This is a genomic window from Acidobacteriota bacterium (assembly GCA_018268895.1).
GTDB lineage: Bacteria > Acidobacteriota > Terriglobia > Terriglobales > Acidobacteriaceae > Edaphobacter.
This window is the reverse complement of sequence record JAFDVP010000007.1, coordinates 327,946-347,156: the sequence shown is the minus strand read 5'-3', so window position 1 is coordinate 347,156 and position 19,211 is coordinate 327,946. Positions and strand designations below refer to the sequence as shown.

Below are 19,211 nucleotides of genomic sequence, written 5' to 3'. Positions count from 1 at the left end.
CGAACGCCCGTCTATTCCATCCGCAACGCTTCCATAGGCTCAATCGCCGAAGCCCGCCGCGCCGGCAGCCAACTTGCAACCACGGCCGCAAGCAGCATCGCGCCACACGCCACAGCAAGCGCCGGCAACGTGCCGAGCAGCCCCGTCGCCACATGACCTCCACCCGTGATGATGTCGCTCATCATCGAGTGAATGAGCCGAGGCAACAGCAAGCTCGCTGCCGATCCCAGCGCAAGCCCGAGCAGCGTCAACGTCAGCCCACGCTTCAGAACAAACCTCAGCACCTGTCCCCGCGTCGCTCCCAGAGCAACCCTTACACCGATCTCGCGCGTGCGCTGCGTCACCTGGTAGCTCAGCAGGCCGAACAGCCCGATCACCGTCAGCGCCAGCGCAAATCCCGCGAATGCGGTGACCAACGATGAGAAGAACCGGGGCCGCGCCAGCGAGTTGTCGATGATCGTCTGCATCGTCGTATAGCGCGAGACAGGAATGCCCGGGTCGGCGTCATGGATCGCCTTCTGCACCGCCGCCGCAAGGTCCGTGTCGGCCGCACTGCGAATCGCAAAGCTGGTGCGGAACCAGCCATTGAGCGTTGCCATACTCTTATCGGACTGCTGCGTGAAGGGCTCATAGATCAGCAGCGCGGGATCTTCGGCGAGCGAGTGCGTGTGCGAGTCCGCAACCACGCCGATCACCGTCAGCGGCGGAGAGTTCTTGCCGAAGAATGCCTTGACGTGCTCGTCCACCGGAGACTTGCCCGGCCAGAGCTTTTTCGCAATCGCCTGGCTCACGACGATCACGGGCGCCGAATCCGCCCTGTCCGTCTCCGCGATATCGCGGCCAGCAAGCAGAGGAATGCCAACCGCGCGGAAGTAGCCCGGAGTCACCAGCCGAAGCTCCACCAGATCCGACTTCTGCAGATTTCCCGTCGGCGGCATCGTGATGTTCAGTCCGCGGTCCAGAGGAAAGCCATTGCTGGCCGCAACCTGCTTGACGCCGGGGTATTGCTGCAGGCGATCGATGACCTTCTGGATGAACTGGGTCGTCGCAAGCGTTGAGGCATACGAGCTTCCCTTCAGATTCACCTGTGCCACGGCAAGGTGCTCCGGCTGCACTCCTGAAGGCGTGGCGCGCAGATGAAGAAATACGACGAGCAGCAGCGATGCCGCCGAGAGCAACAGGACCGCAATCGCCGTCTGCGCCACAAGCAGCGCCTTGCTCATGCGGCTGTGCGGAGCAGACGCTCCCGTGGTTTGCCGCGTGTGCAGATTCGCGGCAGTGCTGCGGCGCAGTACAAGCCAGGACGGCAGCAGTCCGCAAAGTAACGTGACAACGAAGACCAGCAGTACGGTGGCTGCGAAGATCGCGGCAAAATGTACGCCGCCCGTGCGCGGTATCGCCATCGGCGCATTGGCCAGCAGCGCTGGAAGCATGACGCTTGCGACGCCAAGCCCGAGGGCGGTTCCCGCGATGGCGAGCAGAAAACTCTCCGAGACCAGCAGACGCACAATCTCAAACCGCGATGCCCCGAGAGCGCTGCGCAGCGCAATCTCGCGCTCACGGCTCGCAGCCCGCGCGGCGTTCAGTCCCGCAAGGTTCAGGCAGGCCACCAGCAAAACAGCGAGCACGGCCGCCGTAAGCGCAACGATACTCGAATGGATGTTGCTCACAAGCACCTGTTGCAACGGCCACAGTTTGAACTCCGGAATCGTCTTCGCAACGCTGAGCCACTGTGTCAGAAACGGAAACTCCTTGTACAGCGGCTTGTCGAGTGAGGCGACCTCTTGTTGTGCCTGCTCGACCGTCACGCCATCGCGAAGCCGCGCGAGCATGTTGTAGTTCGTCCCGTAGTAGCCGGGGTCCGCGGTGTCGAGCGCAAGCGGCTGCCAGACGTCGGCTTCGGCGCTCAAGGAACGTGAGTCGTCGCTGCCAAAGCTCATGCTCGCGGGCATCACTCCGACGACCGCGACGCTCTCTCCGTTCAGGTGCACGACGCGATCGATGATGCCGGTGTCGCCGTTGAACATCCGCTGCCACAGACCGTAGCTCAGGATGATCGCCTTCGGCCCGTTGCGCCTGTCTTCCTCAGCAGAGAAGTTACGCCCCAGCATCGGCTGCACGCCAAGCGTCGGAAAAAAGTTGCGATCGACTGCCTGAATCGCAACCTGCACGGCTCCGTCGCTCGTCTGGTTGCCGGTTGCCAGATTTGCACCGGCGGTCCCCTCGGCATACACCGACGCCGACTGAAACGACTTCGCGTGCTGCAACAGGAAGCTCGCCGTGTTGCCTGCCTGGTTGTCATTCGGCGACTGCTGCGGCTGGGTGAAGGCCACTCCTACGAGCCTGTCCTGCTGCGGGAACGGTAGCGGCTCCAATAATGCCGACCGCACGATGCGAACCATCGTGATGGTCGCGCCGATCGACAACGCCAGAGTAAGCGCCGCCGTGATCGTGAAACCCGGCGAGCGGCGAAGCTGCCGCAGCGCAAAGCGCATGTCCTCGATCAAGCCCTCGACGGCGTTGACGCCGCGTTGGTCGCGCACCCGCTGCTCCACCTGCGCCGCGCCTCCCAGCGCCAGCCGCGCGCGACGCATCGCCTCCGCTGCATCGACGCCCGATGCGCGATGCTTCGCCGCCTCGCGCTCGATGTGGAACTCCAGCTCTTCGCGCAGGTCCTCGTTCATCGAGTCCTTGCGAAACAACGCACGCAGGCGGTAAAGCATATCGTTCACCATCGCTTGACTCCCTTCAGGCCATACGGAGTATCTGGTCGACCGCGCCGGTCAGCTTCTGCCAGTCGGCGGTCTCGGATGCCAACTGTTTACGACCCTTCGCCGTCAGTTCGTAATACTTCGCGCGGCGGTTGTTCTCGCTCACCGCCCAGTTGGCCTTGATCCACCCTCGGCGCTCCAGACGGTGCAGCGCCGGGTACAGCGATCCCTGCTGCACCTGGATCACATTGCCCGAGATCTGCTGCAGCCGCTCGGAGATCGCCCAGCCGTGCATCGGCTCCAGCTCCAGCGATTTCAGGATCAGCATATCCAAGGTTCCCTGCGGTAGTTCCAGCCTTTTATCGCCCATCGGTTTTCTCCCCTGCTACTTCGACAGCAGAAGAGTAGCGCAACGTTGTGTCGAAGCGCAAGGGGAGAAAGATGCCTGACAAATCTCTTACGTGTATTGTGACCGCCGTCACATTCTTCCCCGCGTCGTCTCGGTCATCCTTGTCTTTTCAAGGGAGATTGAGCGATGACCCTCCGCGTCCTTCAACCCGGCTCATGCGCCAACGCCTGTGCGAACTGCCCGCGCACAGCCGCTCTCCGTCGCAAGGCCTGCGACCCGCACGCGGCCTGCCCCGGCTACGGGACGAGCGCCAGTTGCCCGCCGCTGATCGTTCTCGCCGTACACGAATGCTTCAACGCCGCGCTGAGCCTGAGCCAGCCCGGCCCTACAGACCTGAGGACCATCCACGCATGAGCACCACCGCCATCCCCACCTCCGTCGTCGCCACTCCGGGGCGCGAATCCGAAGCCAGCTACCTGAACGCCTCGCACGGCCTCAAGAGCTGGCTGTTGACACAGGACCACAAGCGCATTGCCCTGCTCTATCTGATAGGCGTGACGTTCTTCTTCGCCATCGGCGGTCTGCTCGCCTTTATCCTGCGGCTTGAGCTGCTGACGCCGAAGTCCGACCTCATGGCGATGGACACCTACAACAAGGTCTTCACCATGCACGGCATCGTGATGGTCTTCTTCGTACTGATCCCCGCCGTTCCCGCGGTGCTCGGCAACTTTCTTATCCCGATGATGCTGGGAGCGCGCGATCTCGCGTTCCCGAAGCTGAACCTGCTGAGCTGGTACTGCTTTGTCATCGGCGGAATCCTGTTGCTCTATACGGTGATCGCAGGCGGCGTCGACACCGGCTGGACCTTCACGACTCCGCTCTCTACGCGCTTCGTCAATACCAACGTCATCTCAGCGGGGCTCGCGGCCTTCGTCGCCGGTTTCTCGTCCATCTTTACCGGACTCAACTTCATCGTGACGATCCACCGCATGAGGGCGCCGGGGCTGACCTGGTTCCGGCTGCCGCTCTTCATCTGGTCGCACTATGCGGCATCGATCATCATGGTGCTTGGAACACCCGTTGTTGCCATCACCATCGTGCTGATTGCCATTGAGCGGCTGATGGGCATCGGCATCTTCGATCCCGCTATCGGCGGCGACCCGCTCCTGTTCCAGCATCTGTTCTGGTTCTACTCGCACCCTGCCGTCTATGTGATGGTGCTGCCGTCGATGGGGGTCATCTCGGAGATCATCGCCTGCTTCTCGCGTAAGCGCGTCTTCGGCTACTCGGCCGTGGCGTTCTCGTCGGTCGCGATTGCCATCTTCGGCTTCTTCGTCTGGGCGCACCATATGTTCATCATGGGAATCAGCCAGTATGCCGCGCTGGTCTTCTCGCTTCTGACCATGCTCGTTGCCGTGCCCTCAGCGATCAAGGTCTTCAACTGGTCATCGACTCTCTATAAAGGTTCGATCACCTTCTCCGCCCCGATGATCTACGCCTTCTGCTTTCTGGGGCTCTTCATCATCGGAGGATGCACCGGCGTCTTTCTCGGCTCTCTCGGCATGGATGTCCATCTGACGGAGACTTACTTCATCGTGGCGCACTTCCACTTTGTCATGGTCGGTTCCGTCATCATGGGTTACCTGGGCGGACTCCACTTCTGGTGGCCCAAGATCACCGGCCGCATGTACCCCGAAGCCCCGGCCAAGCTCGCTGCCACCACCATCTTCATCGGCTTCTTCCTCACCTTCGGCCCACAGTTCATCCTCGGCTACCTCGGGATGCCGCGACGCTATGCCATGTACCCTCCGGAATGGCAGGTGCTGAACGTCATGTCCACGGCGGGGGCCAGCGTGATGGGACTCGGCTACCTGCTCACCGTCATCTATCTCTGCTGGTCGCTCTACTACGGCCCGGTCGCCGGCCCCAATCCGTGGCGGGCCTATGGGCTCGAGTGGCAGACCAACTCACCGCCGCCAACCGAGAACTTCCCCGAGCCTCCAACCGTCACGCGCGAGGCCTACGACTATGCCTCCATCGACCAACCGGAACATCAACCTCACCCCGCCGCCTGAAGCTGTGTATGACGGCCGAGGTCGAAGCCCGGCCAGACTTTATCTCAGGGCGCGGCGAAGGTGATGCCGTACTCGCTTGAGATCTGGAGGAGGCGAGGCATGTCCTGCGGAAGCTCGAGCGGCGAGATGGCTTCGAGATACTCGTCGAGGCGTCCGTCGATGGCGACGCAGTGCATCTTGCCGGCGGTCTTGCCGCAGTTGCGGAAGGTGTGCACCTGGTTGCGCAGGGCGTGCACCTGTTCGCCGGGCGGGACCTTGTTCCACTGCCTGCCGTCGAAGAGCTCGAACTCCCCTTCGATGACGGTGAAGACCTCGTCTTCAAATTTGTGGAAGTGCGGCGGCGGGCCTCCGCCGGGGGGCGATGTCTGCACCAGCATGCAGAAGGAGTAGTTGGTGGATTCGCTGGTGACGAGGATCTCGACGGTTTCGCCGAGGACGTTGAAGGTCTTGACGGGTTTCATCGTTCTGGTTCCTTGCTCGGCAGATCTGCAATGCCCTGAAAAAGACTGCGTGGTTTCAGATGCGTGACGCTGGCTACTGTCTTATTTTGTGCTTTCGCGGATGCAGCCTGTAAGAGGATACTTGCATCTGCTCATGTTTACGGCCTAATCATACGAAGAAGGGATGACGATCGTGAAGAGGATTCTTTGTACAGCGATTGCAGCAACGGGAGTGGTGCTGGCGGGCGCGGCGCCGGTCGGGGCGCAGACCGCGCCTCCGGTAAAGATGGGCCTGTGGCACGGGACGACGGTGACGAAGATGACGGGAATCAATATCCCGCCGGAGGTCGCCGAGAGGATGAAGGCGATGGGCCGCCCCGTGCCGGGAGCGGAGCCGCGAGCGATCGAGACGGAGTCGTGCCTGACGCCGGAGAAGTGGAAGGAGATGTTCACCAAGGCGCAGGACCGGCAGAACTGCAAGGTGCTGAACCTGAAGCAGGATTCGAGCGGCATGTCGGCCGACATGGTGTGCGGGTCGGCGGACGGCACCGGCAACAGCGCCAAGGGGCACATGCAGATGAGCTTCCTCAGCACGGAGAAGGTACACGGCACGATGCACATGGAGGCGGTGTCGGCACGGCAGCCGCAGCCGATCGTGGTGGACATGACGATCGACAGCGTCTACCAGGGCGCGGACTGCGGGGGCGTTTCGCCGGACACGCCGAAGGTGATCATGAAGTAGGCGGGCCACGGACGCAGCTTGCCGCACTCACCTTCGCCGCCGGCGCCATCGATGCGTGGAACAGCCTCGCCATCGCTTGCAGGTACATCCCTGTCATCTGAACGATCGGCAGCGCACCCTAAAGCGTCATCGCAGGTTTCGTCGAGCAACTGCATGACGCACGGACTGACTCACTGCAACATGCGCCAGGCATCGGCAACGTTCGCCGTACGCGCATCGCAGCTTTGTGTTGATGCGCGTCGGGATGCAGCGCATGTGTTTGTCGAAAGAACATGTACTTTTGCTGCGCGCGCGGTGCACAACGCTTTCATCGCCGCGATGGCAACAAAGTTGCATCAACAATGCAAACGATTCACGGCGCGCGAAGGTATCACAAAGGACACTTTCGTGCAGCGGATTTACACTGATGTCAGTGATATTTTCCCGGTGATGGAGAGAGAGTTTCGACTTCTTCACCATGAATAGTGCAAACAAAATTTTTCGGTCACGGGCCTTGAATCGTGCGCTGTTTTCCGTGCTACTATCAAACCCGTTCGCAAGATGTTTTTCTGCAGGTCCCCCAGCAGTTCCGCACTCTGCCTTTTGGTTGTACAACTCCTCTTCGCAATGCGTAGATCGACACGCGGGGCGGAGAGACTTCTGGCAATACAGACGAATCGACCGCTCTGTCCGCAACCGGACAGGATGGAGTTCTGTTTGCCGGGTTTGATTTTTTTGAGTGAGTCGCCGGTTTCCGTAGCCATTGCGGGCCGCTGGGTGCAAGACAGGGAATAGAAGAAGAAGGATATAGGAATGTCATTCGTCCCGACGGCAACGGCCGTATTGAATTACTGGGTACGCATCCTCGGCGCGCTCGAGAAGAAGATCAATCGCCAGTCCTACGAGACATGGCTCAAGCCGACCCGGTTCTCTCATCTTGAAGGCAGGAAGCTCTTTGTGCGGATCCCGTCATCGGACTTCCAGCACATCGGCGACCGTTACGCCGATCTCATTCAGGAGGCGATCGACAACCTCGCTCTCGATGTCGACTCCGTCACCTTCACGACGCCCGAGCAGGACCCCCGCGCTCCCAAGGTGCGCGAGGACGGCGGGTTCGCCCCGCTGCCCAGCCATAGCCAGAACGCTCCCCGGCAGGCGCGCGCCAACGGCACGCTCACGCAAGGCGCACCCGCCGCTCCCGGACCGGAGCAGTCGCGTTTCGACTGGAACACCGCCGCGCAGCTCAACTCCAAGTATCAGTTCGACTCCTTCGTCGTCGGCTCGGGCAACCAGTTCGCCACCGCCGCCGCGCAGGCCGTCGCCGAGCGCCCGTCGAAGGCCTACAACCCGCTCTTCCTCTACGGCGGCGTCGGCATGGGCAAAACCCACCTGATGCACGCCATCGGTCACGAGGTAAAGCGCCGTCAGCCGCACTCGGCCATCTGCTATGTCTCGGGTGAAAAATTCACCAACGAGATGATCGACTGCGTCCGCTACCAGAAGATGACGAGCTTCCGCGACAAGTTCCGCAACGTCGACGTGCTGCTCATCGACGACATCCAGTTCATCTCCGGCAAGGAGCGCACGCAGGAGGAGTTCTTCCACACCTTCAACGCGCTGCACGAGTCGATGAAGCAGATCGTCATCGCATCGGACCGCCCTCCCAAAGAGCTGGCCGACCTCGATGACCGGTTGCGCTCGCGCTTCGAGTGGGGACTGATCGCCGACATCCAGCCGCCGGACCTCGAGACCAAGGTCGCCATCCTGCAGAAGAAGGCCGAGTCCGAGCAGACGCAGCTGCCCACCGACGTCGCCCTCTTCATCGCATCGAACGTGCGCACCAACGTGCGCGAGCTCGAGGGCGCGCTCGTCCGCGTCATCGCGTGGAGCTCGATGCACGGCGTCGAGATCACGCTCGCCGTCGCGCAGCAGTGCCTGAAGCAGTTCATCGACACGCAGGTGCGCAAGATCACCATCGAGACCATCCAGCGCACCGTCGCCGAGAACTTCGGCATGAGGGTCGCCGAGCTGAAGCAGAAGAACAACTCCCGCCAGATCGTCGTGCCGCGCCAGATCGCCATGTATCTCGCCAAGCAGCTCACCGAGGCCTCGCTGCCGGAGATCGGACGCCAGTTCGGCGGCAAGCACCACACCACCGTCATGCACTCGATCGGCAAGATCGACGAACAGCGCAGGATGGACAAGGACCTCAACCGCACCATCAACAAGATGATGGAGACGCTGAGCTGACGCACTAAACGTCGCGCTTTTGAAAAGCCGCCTCTTTACGAGGCGGCTTTATCTCTTTGCCAGGAGCTTGTCGAAGAGACCTGCATGTTTCGCAGGATGCCTGGGAGAAGCCAACATATGCCACAAAACCGGTGCGCCCTATCTGCCAGTCTCTTCGCCAGATGTGGGACCCTCAATTCTGCATCGCACACATACCACTACAGATGCAGCGTCGTTAGTACGCTCCGCCAAGTAGCGCGGCACCAGAGAACTGCGGAAGACCTGGCCAGCTCGGAACGTTGAACGGCGTCTCTGGATGATGCGGCGCAGCATCCTCCAGGTGATGCTCGCGAAGCGCCTTGAGTATCTCGGGCAACGCCGCAAGCTGGTCGTGCCTGTCCGTGCGTTCCCAGAAGAGGCGGAAGCCCTTTTTGCAGACGGGGCATTTAACATCGGGGGCGATTTCAGTCGGCGAACAAAGGGCCTGCATGGGTCATCTCCATGAGTGCTGCAACTAGGTGCAAAACGGTTGACGTGCCGGAATCTCGTCGAACGCCGCTGCTCATCGAATACGGCCTGCAAAGATAGATGCGCCTTGGAGAGGAGAAGTTGGTGCAAGCGCCCTAAAGCAAATATGCTTGAGAGATACGTCCTATGAGTGAACAGAAGATCAAAGTTGAGCTTCCCGATGGTTCCGTCCGCGAGGTTGCGCGCGAAAGCACCCCGCATGACATTGCGATGAGCATCTCCCCCCGGCTGGCCGCCGCCGTCGTGGTCGCCCGCATCCGGCCATTGACTCCGGGTGCCCCATCGCCTGAGGTGGGCTCCAACGAGACCCAGGCCGAGACCCAGACCGAGGCCGGCATGTACTCCTCGTCCGCTGAGACCGGCGAGCGCCTCGTCGACCTCGCCGCGCCGCTCACCGAAGACGTCGCGCTCGAGCTGCTCAAGGAGAACGACGAGGCGGCGCTCAAGGTCGTGCGCCACTCCGCCGCGCACGTCATGGCGACGGCCATCCTCGAGCTCTTCCCCGAGACCAAGCTCGGCCACGGCCCCGCCACCGAGCAGGGCTTCTTCTACGACGTCTACCGCGAGACGCCCTTCACCGAGGCCGACCTCGCCGCCATCGAGGCCCGTATGGCCGAGGTCGTCGCGCGCGACGAAAAGTTCGTCCGCGAAGAAGAGACACGCGAGAAGGGACTCACCGACTACTCTGCCAACGGCGAGTTCATGAAGGTCCACTTCATCGAACGCTTCACCAAACCCGGCGACGAGATCTCGCTCTATCGCAACGGCAACTTCACCGACTTCTGCCGCGGCCCGCACGTGCCTTCGACCGGCCGCGTCAAGGCGTTCAAGGTCACCAGCATCGCCGGAGCCTATTGGCTTGGCGACGAGAAGAACCAGCAGTTGCAGCGCATCTACGGCACCGCCTTCTTCAACGACAAGGACATGACGGCGCACTTCAAGCGGCTCGAGGAGATCAAGGCGCGCGACCATCGCGTCCTCGGCAAACAGCTCGACCTCTTCTCCATCCAGGAGGTCGCCGGCGCCGGCCTCATCTTCTGGCACCCCAAGGGTGGCCTCATCCGCAAGACCATGGAAGACTGGATGCGCGACGAGTGCATCCGCCGCGGCTACGAGATGGTCTACACGCCGCACATCATGCGCCGCGAGCTGTGGAAGATCTCGGGCCACGACGGCTACTACGCCGAGAACATGTACCCTCCGATGGAGCTTGACGACGCCGAGTACCGGCTGAAGCCGATGAACTGCCCCGGCCACATCCTCATCTACAAGAACTCGCCCAAGAGCTACCGCGACCTGCCGCAGCGCTACGCCGAGCTGGGCAACGTCTACCGTTACGAGCGCAGTGGCACCATGCACGGCCTGCTGCGCGTCCGCGGCTTCACCCAGGACGACGCCCACATCTTCTGCACCCCGGAGCAGGTGGAGAGCGAGATCGCGGCCTGCGTCGAGTTCGCAGACAGCGTGCTGAAGGCCTTCGGCTTCGCAGAGTTCAAGGTGGAGCTCTCCACCTGGGACCCGAAGGACACGAAGAACTACGTCGGCAAGGCCGAGCACTGGGAGGGCGCGGTCGCGTCGCTCAAGAAGGTGCTCGACGCGAAAGCGATCGCCTACCGCGAGATCCCCGGCGAGGCCGCCTTCTACGGTCCCAAGATCGACATCAAGCTGGTCGACGTGCTCGGCCGCCTGTGGCAGCTCTCCACCGTGCAGTTCGACTTCAACCTGCCGCAGCGCTTCGAACTCGAATACACCGGCGAGGACGGCGAGAAGCACCGCCCCGTCATGGTGCACCGCGCGTTGTTCGGATCGGTCGAGCGCTTCTTCGGCGTGCTCATCGAGCACTACGCCGGTGCCTTCCCGCTGTGGCTCGCGCCCGTGCAGATCGGCCTGGTGCCCATCTCCTCTGACAAGCATCTCGACTATGCCCGCACGGTAAAAGCAAAGCTCGAGGCCGCCGGTCTGCGCGTCGAACTCGACGAGCGCAACGATCCGATGAAGGCCAAGATCCGCGACTTCGCCGTGCAGAAGGCCCCCTTCGTTCTCGTGATGGGCGACAAGGAAGCCGCTGCCGAAGCCGTCAGCGTAAGAACGCGCGGCAAGGGCGACGAAGGCTCCGTCGCGCTCGCCGCCTTCATCGAACGCGCGAAGGGGTTGGTCGCCTCAAGAGGCGTCGATCTGTAGGAAATCGCATCGAGACGCCAGGTGCCCCCTCCTTCGTGCAGCGAAGGGTGGGACCTGCGGCCTGTCTCTTCAACAAACCTGGTGAAATCCAAGGCCCATCAGCTCAGCGAGTTTGCGAAGCTGACTGCCCCTGTGCCCGATACCGATCGCGCAGTGGTGCGCGGGGCCGCAGGCACTCCATGCCTCCACAAACCCGCGCGCGCCGAGCGGAAAACGATAGCGGCTGTTTGTATTTCCAATCTCAAGCACCGGCCCTTCCACGCTCTCGCCCTCGGCTGCAAGCAGGCAGAAGCCTCTGTCCTTGTCCTCGACAACCGAGAGCAGCGTGACGGGGCCATGCTTCACGGCCATCTCCACCGAGAGACCGCGCCCCACCTTGCCGTGATAGACCTTCAGCGGACGCACGCGGATCCTGTTCTGCGCAATCCGCGCATGGCCCGGCCCGTCGTGGCCCATCAGCACAAGATCTTCGTTGAAGTCCATCGCATAATACTCGGTGAACGAACCGCCTGCTCCGAGCGCGTCCATGATCTTCATCGCAAGAACGTTCTTGATCTCATACTCACCGGCTATGGGAACTCCCTTGGCCGTAAGCATCGAGGCGCCGAGGATGATGGAGCTCATCGTGTTCTCGTTTTCCGCAATCCCCGAACCCATGTAGTAGTAAGCCAGCATGTCGAGCGCGTTGTCCGCAATCATTCTGTCCAGCGCCGCCGCTGTCGTCGCTGCGCGGTCCAACTCCTCGCGAGAACAATCCTCGTCAATCGTGAAGAAGCTGTGAAACTCCTTGAGCCTGGCTGCTGTCTGCTGCTCCGTCACCTCGCGCCGCAGGGCGCTCAGTTGATCGACCTCGACGATCTCGACATGCGCGCCGAAGCGTCCGCTCACCTGCACAAGGTCGGTCGCGATGTCGAGCATACCGCCGTAGTAATGCCCCATCAGCCCCATGCGGCTGTGGCTCAGTGTCTTCGCAATCTCAGCTGCGATCAGCCACTCCTCGATCACGGCCCAGCACACGGAATCGTCGTGCAATACGCCCGTCACCTGTTGAAACGGTATCTCCAGCCGCCGAAGAACATTCGCAATCTCGGGTACCGGACATGCACTGCAGTAGGCGAGCCACTCGCCCGTCATCTCGGCGCGGCTGCCCATCGCGTTGAAGCGAGCGTAGTCGATCGCTGCCTCGGGTTGCAGGTTCAACAAGACAACCGGAACCTGTGCCCGCAAAATGACTGGAAGGATGTTCGCCGAAAGCGCGTACGTCGTGACGTAGACCAGCAGAATGTCGATGTCCTGCTGCCGGCACGCGTGCCCTGCATCGATCGCCTTCGCGTGGCTGTCGACAAGACCGAGGTTGACGATGGTTCGGTTGCCGCCTTCGATCTTCCGCCGCACCTCGCCGAGATAGCCGCGAAGCCGCTCTTCCAGGCCTTCAAACTGAGACCAGTACGCTTCCAGCCCGATGCCCGCCAGCCCTACTCGAAGACCTTCAGCTCTCACGCACTCTCCTCGCCTTACTCAAACACAACGAGCAGCTTATGGGATTGAGTGGCGAGCGTCTACCGCTATTCTGATTCGTTATCTGAGACTTCCTTCGATTCGCTCGGAATGACACGTCTCTACGCTTCGTCGAAATGGCGGCTCACCTGGAGACGCGACCAGGCATACCCTGAGGCCCTCTATCCTACTTTCCAATGCAGAAGCTCGAGAAGATGAGCCGCAGGATGTCCTCCGCCGTCGTCGCTCCCGTCAGGCCATCGAGCGAGGCCAGCGCTTCGTAGAGATCGAGCAGCAGCATCTCGTGCGGGACGTCTGCTCCGGCAGCGGTCTTTGCATTCGTCAACGCTTCCAGCGCCGAGGTAATCGCCTGCCGCTGACGCAGGTTCGTCACCAGCGCCGTCTCCTGCTCCGGCACGCCCGCGCCTGCAAGCGCGACGATGGCCCTTCGCAGCTCGGCGATGCCCTCTCCTGTTATCGCCGAAGTGCGCACCACACCTGGCCTTTCATCCCTCTGATCGGGAATGCCGTCATTTCGACCGGAGGCCGCAGGCCGCAGCGGAGAAACCTGCTTCTCTACCGAAGAATCCCGGTCCGCCACCACACCCAAGTCGACCTTGTTGAACGCCACCAGCACCGGACGCCCCTCCATCGCTGCCAGCGTCGCCGCATTCTCGGCGTGGGCTTCGCTCGAAGCGTCGACCACAAGCAGCACGAGATCGGCATCGGCCATGGCCTCGCGCGACTTCGCGATGCCGATCGTCTCCGCCTCGTCGCTCGCCTCGCGAAGTCCCGCCGTATCGATCAGTTCGACGGGGATGCCCTCAATTGCAACTCTTTCGGTTACAAGATCGCGCGTCGTCCCCGGCGTCGCCGTCACAATCGCGCGGTCGCGTTCCACCAGGCGATTGAACAGCGACGACTTGCCCGCGTTGGGCCTTCCCACAATCGCGAGACGCAGACCATCGTGGACGATGCGGCCATACGCAAAGCCGCGCTCCAGCTCGCGCAAGGGAGCTTCGACCGCACCGATGCGCGCAGAGATCTCCTCCGCTGCCATCGTGTCGATATCGTCCTCGGCGAAGTCCACGCCAGCCTCGAGGCCTGCGATCAGCGATACCAGCCTCTCCTTGATAGGAGCGACGCTCCGCGAGAGCGCTCCTCCAAGCTGCCGCGCCGCCACCCGCGCCTGGTTCAGCGTCGAAGCCTCAATCAGATCGCGCACGGCCTCGGCCTGAGTCAAGTCGAGCCGCCCCGACAGAAACGCGCGCTCGGTGAACTCTCCCGGCTCCGCCAGCCGCGCGCCCGCGGCAATCGACTGCCGCACCAGGAACTCCAGCACCACCGGCGAGCCATGCGCGGCGATCTCCACCACATCTTCGGACGTGTACGAGTGAGGCGCTTCAAAGTACGTAGTCACCGCCTCATCCAGCACCGCGCCGCTCGCGTCCACGATCAGCGCAAACCGTGCGCGCCCCGCCTCCAGCGGGCGCTTCAGCTCGAGCAGCGATTCACCGATGATGCGGGCCTCAGGCCCAGACAGACGCACCACGCCGATCCCTCCCCGCCCCGGAGGAGTGGAGATAGCGACGATGGTCTCAGTTGCATGTTCTGAATCCATAACGATGAAGCGAACAGCCTCCATGCTCAGACTACCAAGCGTTGTCGGAGCTATATCGGTCAACACCAATAAGTGGAAGAAACAAAAAACTTAGCAAACCGGGCACACTTGCCGCCTCCGAAGAACCAACTCTGTTAACCCAGTGGAGTTTGCCCTCCCATGCCTTGCAATCTCTTGCACGAAATGCGATCCGTACCCCGCACGAAACTACAAATCTCTTGTAAATCGGTTTGGCACCCCAAATGCTCCGAAGGAAACAAAACACCTCCCCCCGGGCCTCTTACTTTTTGCGAACCAATTTAATTCTTTATCCGATGAAGGAGTTTCAATGAAGTTGTCCTGCTTCGCCTCAGTCCTGGCCATGGGCATGATCGTTCCTGCCGCCCTGGCTACGCCTCTTACCACAACCTCGCCCACCGGCGGCGCGATTCCCACGGGCGTCACCGCGGTTGGCGGCATCGTCGCCGACCTGACCGGCACGAACGGCAACCGCATCGTCAGCCAGGTCGCAGCCAGCACAGAGTTCATCGGCAATGCGCCTGCCGTCTCCACCTTCGTCTTCGGAACCCAGACCGGCTTTGACTCCTCCGTCCTCTCGCAGCTCGGCGGCGGAATCGCATCGGCCTCCTTCCGCATCTCGCTGTACGACGGCGACAGCCAGGCGGGCGACTTCGACTACAACCAGAACTTCCTGCTGGTGAACAACGTCAACTTTGGAAACTTCTCCAGCATTGCAACCAACCAGACCGATGGAACCGGCAACACGCTCATCTCCAGCGGCAACGGCTTCGGCAACGACATCCTCGACACCGGATGGTTCTCTTCGACCGACCCGGCCCTGCTTGCCGCACTCTACGCCTCGCTCACCAGCGGGCAGATGGAGTTCCGCATGTACGACCTGAGCCCCGGCGACCAGTACTACGACTTCACCCAGGGCCTTGACTCCTCCGTCATCAACGTCGGCAGCGGTCCGGTTGTCACACCCCCAACCGGCGCAACGCCTGAGCCCAGCACCTTCATCATGCTCGGCACCGGACTCGTCGGCGCAGCCGCTCAGCTCCGCCGCCGCTTCCTCAAAGCGTAACCAACGGCAGCAACAGGCAGTCGCAGAAAGCTCGGGAACGCCACACGGCGTTCCCATTTTTTTGGACTGTAGAGCACATTCCTCGCAGGTGTAGTCTTCAGGGCCGAAGGCCCGTCACATAACAGCCTGGGGCGGCAGGCCTGGGTACGCTGATTTGGAACCACCAATGTGACCCGGCAAAAATGCCGTGTGGAGTCACAAGAAGTTGTTCGCATCGAGTCCAGCGCGAGAGGCCCCGGTCAGCAGTACCTCTTCTCCATCGCCTCGGGCTCCGGCAACACCATCGTCGCCCTCGTCTGCTTCACCATGCCTTCACGGCGAAACTTCGCCAGCAGCCGCGTCACCGTCTCGCGCGAGATCCCGGCCATGTTTCCCAGCTCTTCGTGCGTCAGGGGCATGCGGAACTCCAGCGCTCCCTCGCCGCCACCCATGCGGCCCCACTCCAGCAGAACGCTCGCGAGCTTGCTCGAAGCCGATCCTGAGAGGGCCAGCCTCCGCGCGCTCAGCATCGCGCCCTCGTACTCCAGCGCCATCGTCACCGCCGTGTTGTGGCCCACATCGCGATACCTGTCCATGAATCTGAGAAACTCCGCCCGGGCGATGGCCTTCATCTCGCACTTCTCCAGGGCCTCGGCCGTCACCTTGTGGGTGCTCCCCTTCAGCACCGCCGCCAGCCCCAGCACATCTCCCGGTCCGGCGATACGCACAATCAGCAACCTGCCCTCGGGCGATGAAGCCGTCAGCTTGACCCTCCCATGGCACACCACATAAACCCTGTCGGCCGCGTACCCTTCATGCAGCACGCGCTCTCCGGCCTCGACGTACATCGGACTCCCGAGCGACTGCAGGTTGGCCAGCGACTCCGGCGTCAGGCTGCAGAAGCAGTCCGTCTTCCGCACAGCGCAAGTCTGGCAATCCCGTCCGTCCGTCTTCATTCCAGTGTGCCCCTGCTACCCATGCTACCGCTTCTCCGTTCTTCAACCAGCCTGCGAAGGACATTCGAGCGAAGTTCGAAACTGCTTTCAGCCACACCCATTTACAATCACCCTCAGCATGATTGCCCACCTGCGCGGCCGCCTCCTCTCGAAGACCCCCAACCAGGCCATCATCGACTGCTCGGGCGTCGGCTACGACGTCGCGATCTCGGTTGCCACCTTCTCCGAGCTTCCGGCGGAGAACGCCGAGGCCGCCCTCTATATCCACACCCACGTCCGCGAGGACCAGATCGCCCTCTTCGGCTTTGCCTCCACGCAGGAGAAGCGACTCTTCGAGCGCCTGCTCACCATCTCCGGCATCGGTCCCAAGCTGGCCATCACCGTCCTCAGCGGCATCTCCTCCGACCGCCTCGTCGCCGCCATCCGCTCCGGCGACCACGCCACCCTGACGAAGATCCCCGGCATCGGCAAAAAGACCGCCGAGCGCGTCGTCCTGGAGCTCAAGGACAAGCTCGACGACCTCGCCGTCCCCGGCCTCGAGACGGCGACCGGCGGCGCACATCACGGCCCGGCGGCCGACGATGCTCTCTCAGCCCTGGTCAACCTCGGCTACCCCCGCCCCGTGGCACAAAAGGCAATTGAAGTCGCCATTGAGAAAAACTCTTCCACTCGAGACGACTTCGAATCCCTCTTTCGCGCTGCCATGGCGTCCATTCGCTAGACCGAGTTCACTCACTATCAAACTGTAAATAAAAGGCTTGTCCGGAATTATTCCACTTCCGGACGGGTTTGGCCTGTGCTTTGCATAAACACAGGCATGTACTTCTCCCAGGTCTCTTCGCGGGAATTAAAGGTAAGAAAAAGAGCATGGTAACCAAAGATTAAGTTACTAATGGCTCATATTGATGTTACTCATTAAACCTCGAAGAGTCAGTACTTACGAGTGGTTCTCCTAAGTTGGCTCTTTTGGAGTGAATCTCCCACCAAAGAGTGGTGATTCACAAACAGGTGAAGGGAAACCAAAGCCCCAAAGTGGGTACGTTCTCTTCATCGGCTGTGCTTACTTGTTTTATTGCTTCGGTTCTCCCAGACAACGATTCCTCTAACTCGTAAATTGCGTAAGAACACTCGATACCGAGAGGTGTTAACCGCTTTACCAAGAAAAAACTGGAGATTCCGATGAGCTTCATTTCCTCTTTTTTCCTGGCTGTCTTTCATTTTCTTGTACTGGCTTGGTCGACGATTCACCCCGACGTTAACCCCAACCACCAGAAAGTGGCCTTCCGCCGCATCGCGCATGAGGTGCGCGTCGATTACCAGCAGCACAAGCAGAAGCATCTTGTCCTCGCCTCCACCCGCGCAGCCGATACCGGCTACTGGCACACTGCCGGAACACGGATCGTCGACGACCGTGGCAATACCGTCCGTATTCAGGGCATCAACTGGTACGGCTTTGAGACGGTACGGAAGGTCCCAGGCGGCCTCGCCGTGCAGGACTACCGCGCCATCCTCGACACCATCCACCGCAGCGGCTTCAATACCGTCCGCATCCCGCTGTCCAACGACATGGTCGAGCACCCCATCGTGCCCGAAGCCATCTCCTTCCAGAGTGAACATGGCGTCATCAACCAGCCCCTGCGCGGGTTGAACTCGCTCCAGATCCTCGACCGCATCATCGAGCAGGCTGGCGTTATCGGCCTCAAGGTCATCCTCGACAACCATCGCTCCGAGGCCGGCGACTCCGCCCAGGGCAGCGGCCTGTGGTACACCGCCGACTATCCCGAGTCCTCATGGATTGCGGACTGGCAGATGCTCACGCGCCGCTACGCCGGCAACACCACCGTCGTCGGCATGGACCTCCGCAACGAGCCGCACAACGCCAACTCCGGCGGGGCCTGCTGGTCCGGTTGCGGTTCGGCACGCGACTGGCGCGCTGCCGCAGAACGCGGCGGCAACGCCGTCCTCAGCATCAACCCGCGGCTGGTCGTCTTTGTCGAAGGCACCGATGCGGTGAACAACGACTTCTACTGGTGGGGAGGCAACCTGCAGGGCGTGCGTCACGCCCCCGTCCGCCTCAACGTGCCCAACCAGCTCGTCTACTCCGCGCACGACTACGGCCCGAACGAGTACCGCCAGAAGTGGTTCGACGGTGCGACCCAGGCCTCGCTCGAGTCAGTCTGGAACCGTCACTGGGGCTACATCAGCCGTGAGGGCATCGCTCCAGTCTGGGTCGGCGAGTTCGGAACATCGAACAAGACGCAGGACATCACCGGCTCTGCAACCGGATCGGAAGGACAGTGGTTCCAGGCCCTCGTCTCCTACCTCGGCAAGAACCCCGACATCAGCTGGACCTCGTGGGCCCTCAACGGCGAGGACGCAAACGGTCTGCTCGACTCCGACTACGCCTCGCCCTCCAACCCGTTCAAGCTCGTCGCGCTCAACAGGCTGATGCAGATGCCTGGCTCAGCTCCGGTTGAGGCGCAGCCCATGGCGCCTGTCTATGTGCAACCCACCGCGGCGCCGCGCAACGGCAATGTAGAGATCGCGCAGGCCTATCGTCCCCACCTTCCACCGTCGATTCTCCGTTTCGACGAGGAAAACAATCAGGACGCGCTGTCTCACCAACAACCGTTCCTGCCAACGCAGCAAAGAAAATCAGCTGAGGCGGACGGCTTCTAAAGGCCCTCCTCGAACCCCTCGACCTCGCGCTCCACCGGCCTCTCCCCTCTGTCTCCAGCAGGGGTGTGGAAGATCGGTGGGGCGCAATTTTCTTCTCAGCTCAATCTCGGCCGACGCTCCATATCTGGCGGTCTCATCGCCAGATGTGAATTCATTCGAGC

Annotated in this window: 16 protein-coding genes; 9 read left to right on the top strand and 7 right to left on the bottom strand. The window is 61.7% G+C overall.

What is annotated here, in order from left to right:
• Positions 1 to 11: 11 nt before the first annotated feature.
• Entirely contained in the window at positions 12 to 2,735 is a 2,724-nt protein-coding gene (locus JSS95_08980) for an ABC transporter permease (GenBank protein ID MBS1799943.1), read from the bottom strand.
• 13 nt (positions 2,736 to 2,748) lie between these two features.
• Positions 2,749 to 3,081 carry a PadR family transcriptional regulator gene (locus tag JSS95_08975; protein ID MBS1799942.1) on the bottom strand — a complete coding sequence of 111 codons (333 nt, stop codon included), beginning with the start codon at positions 3,079 to 3,081 and terminating at the stop codon, positions 2,749 to 2,751.
• A gap of 165 nt (positions 3,082 to 3,246) precedes the next feature.
• Here JSS95_08975 and JSS95_08970 point away from each other — a divergent pair, with 165 nt between their 5' ends.
• Both JSS95_08970 and JSS95_08965 read left to right on the top strand, forming a co-directional pair.
• Positions 3,247 to 3,474, top strand: coding sequence for a hypothetical protein (locus tag JSS95_08970; GenBank protein MBS1799941.1), 228 nt, complete (start codon positions 3,247 to 3,249; stop codon positions 3,472 to 3,474).
• The gene (locus JSS95_08965; GenBank protein MBS1799940.1) at positions 3,471 to 5,135 is read left to right on the top strand and encodes a cbb3-type cytochrome c oxidase subunit I; all 1,665 of its coding nucleotides are present in this window, start codon (positions 3,471 to 3,473) and stop codon (positions 5,133 to 5,135) included. Before JSS95_08970 ends, JSS95_08965 begins: the two co-directional genes overlap by 4 nt.
• A gap of 44 nt (positions 5,136 to 5,179) precedes the next feature.
• On the opposite strand, the gene JSS95_08960 is transcribed toward JSS95_08965, so the two are convergent.
• Complete coding sequence (locus JSS95_08960) at positions 5,180 to 5,596, bottom strand: cupin domain-containing protein (GenBank protein ID MBS1799939.1); 417 nt, start codon at positions 5,594 to 5,596, stop codon at positions 5,180 to 5,182.
• Between the two features lie 163 nt (positions 5,597 to 5,759).
• On the opposite strand from JSS95_08960, the gene JSS95_08955 reads away from it, so the two are divergent.
• From JSS95_08955 to dnaA, 3 genes are all read left to right on the top strand, one after another.
• Positions 5,760 to 6,317, top strand: a complete 558-nt coding sequence (locus JSS95_08955) for a DUF3617 domain-containing protein (GenBank protein MBS1799938.1) — start codon at positions 5,760 to 5,762, stop codon at positions 6,315 to 6,317.
• A 153-nt stretch (positions 6,318 to 6,470) separates the two neighbouring features.
• Positions 6,471 to 6,782, top strand: coding sequence for a hypothetical protein (locus JSS95_08950; GenBank protein ID MBS1799937.1), 312 nt, complete (start codon positions 6,471 to 6,473; stop codon positions 6,780 to 6,782).
• Between the two features lie 327 nt (positions 6,783 to 7,109).
• Positions 7,110 to 8,546 carry a chromosomal replication initiator protein DnaA gene (gene dnaA, locus JSS95_08945; protein MBS1799936.1) on the top strand — a complete coding sequence of 479 codons (1,437 nt, stop codon included), beginning with the start codon at positions 7,110 to 7,112 and terminating at the stop codon, positions 8,544 to 8,546.
• 214 nt (positions 8,547 to 8,760) lie between these two features.
• Here the strand turns inward: dnaA and JSS95_08940 are convergent, their stop codons facing one another.
• Positions 8,761 to 9,015, bottom strand: coding sequence for a hypothetical protein (locus JSS95_08940; GenBank protein ID MBS1799935.1), 255 nt, complete (start codon positions 9,013 to 9,015; stop codon positions 8,761 to 8,763).
• A 164-nt stretch (positions 9,016 to 9,179) separates the two neighbouring features.
• Between JSS95_08940 and thrS the strand changes: the two genes are divergently transcribed.
• Positions 9,180 to 11,234, top strand: a complete 2,055-nt coding sequence (gene thrS / locus JSS95_08935) for a threonine--tRNA ligase (protein MBS1799934.1) — start codon at positions 9,180 to 9,182, stop codon at positions 11,232 to 11,234.
• Between the two features lie 69 nt (positions 11,235 to 11,303).
• On the opposite strand, the gene JSS95_08930 is transcribed toward thrS, so the two are convergent.
• Both JSS95_08930 and mnmE read right to left on the bottom strand, forming a co-directional pair.
• Positions 11,304 to 12,734, bottom strand: coding sequence for an arabinose isomerase (locus tag JSS95_08930; protein ID MBS1799933.1), 1,431 nt, complete (start codon positions 12,732 to 12,734; stop codon positions 11,304 to 11,306).
• A 184-nt stretch (positions 12,735 to 12,918) separates the two neighbouring features.
• Positions 12,919 to 14,352, bottom strand: a complete 1,434-nt coding sequence (mnmE, locus tag JSS95_08925) for a tRNA uridine-5-carboxymethylaminomethyl(34) synthesis GTPase MnmE (GenBank protein MBS1799932.1) — start codon at positions 14,350 to 14,352, stop codon at positions 12,919 to 12,921.
• An 877-nt stretch (positions 14,353 to 15,229) separates the two neighbouring features.
• Here mnmE and JSS95_08920 point away from each other — a divergent pair.
• Positions 15,230 to 15,436, top strand: coding sequence for a PEP-CTERM sorting domain-containing protein (locus JSS95_08920; protein ID MBS1799931.1), 207 nt, complete (start codon positions 15,230 to 15,232; stop codon positions 15,434 to 15,436).
• Between the two features lie 239 nt (positions 15,437 to 15,675).
• On the opposite strand, the gene JSS95_08915 is transcribed toward JSS95_08920, so the two are convergent.
• On the bottom strand, positions 15,676 to 16,371 hold the full coding sequence (locus tag JSS95_08915; protein MBS1799930.1) for a Crp/Fnr family transcriptional regulator: 696 nt from the start codon (positions 16,369 to 16,371) through the stop codon (positions 15,676 to 15,678).
• A gap of 118 nt (positions 16,372 to 16,489) precedes the next feature.
• Here JSS95_08915 and ruvA point away from each other — a divergent pair, with 118 nt between their 5' ends.
• Together ruvA and JSS95_08905 are read left to right on the top strand one after the other, a co-directional pair.
• Complete coding sequence (ruvA, locus tag JSS95_08910) at positions 16,490 to 17,092, top strand: Holliday junction branch migration protein RuvA (protein MBS1799929.1); 603 nt, start codon at positions 16,490 to 16,492, stop codon at positions 17,090 to 17,092.
• 458 nt (positions 17,093 to 17,550) lie between these two features.
• Positions 17,551 to 19,050, top strand: coding sequence for a glycoside hydrolase family 5 protein (locus JSS95_08905; protein ID MBS1799928.1), 1,500 nt, complete (start codon positions 17,551 to 17,553; stop codon positions 19,048 to 19,050).
• Positions 19,051 to 19,211: the final 161 nt, after the last annotated feature.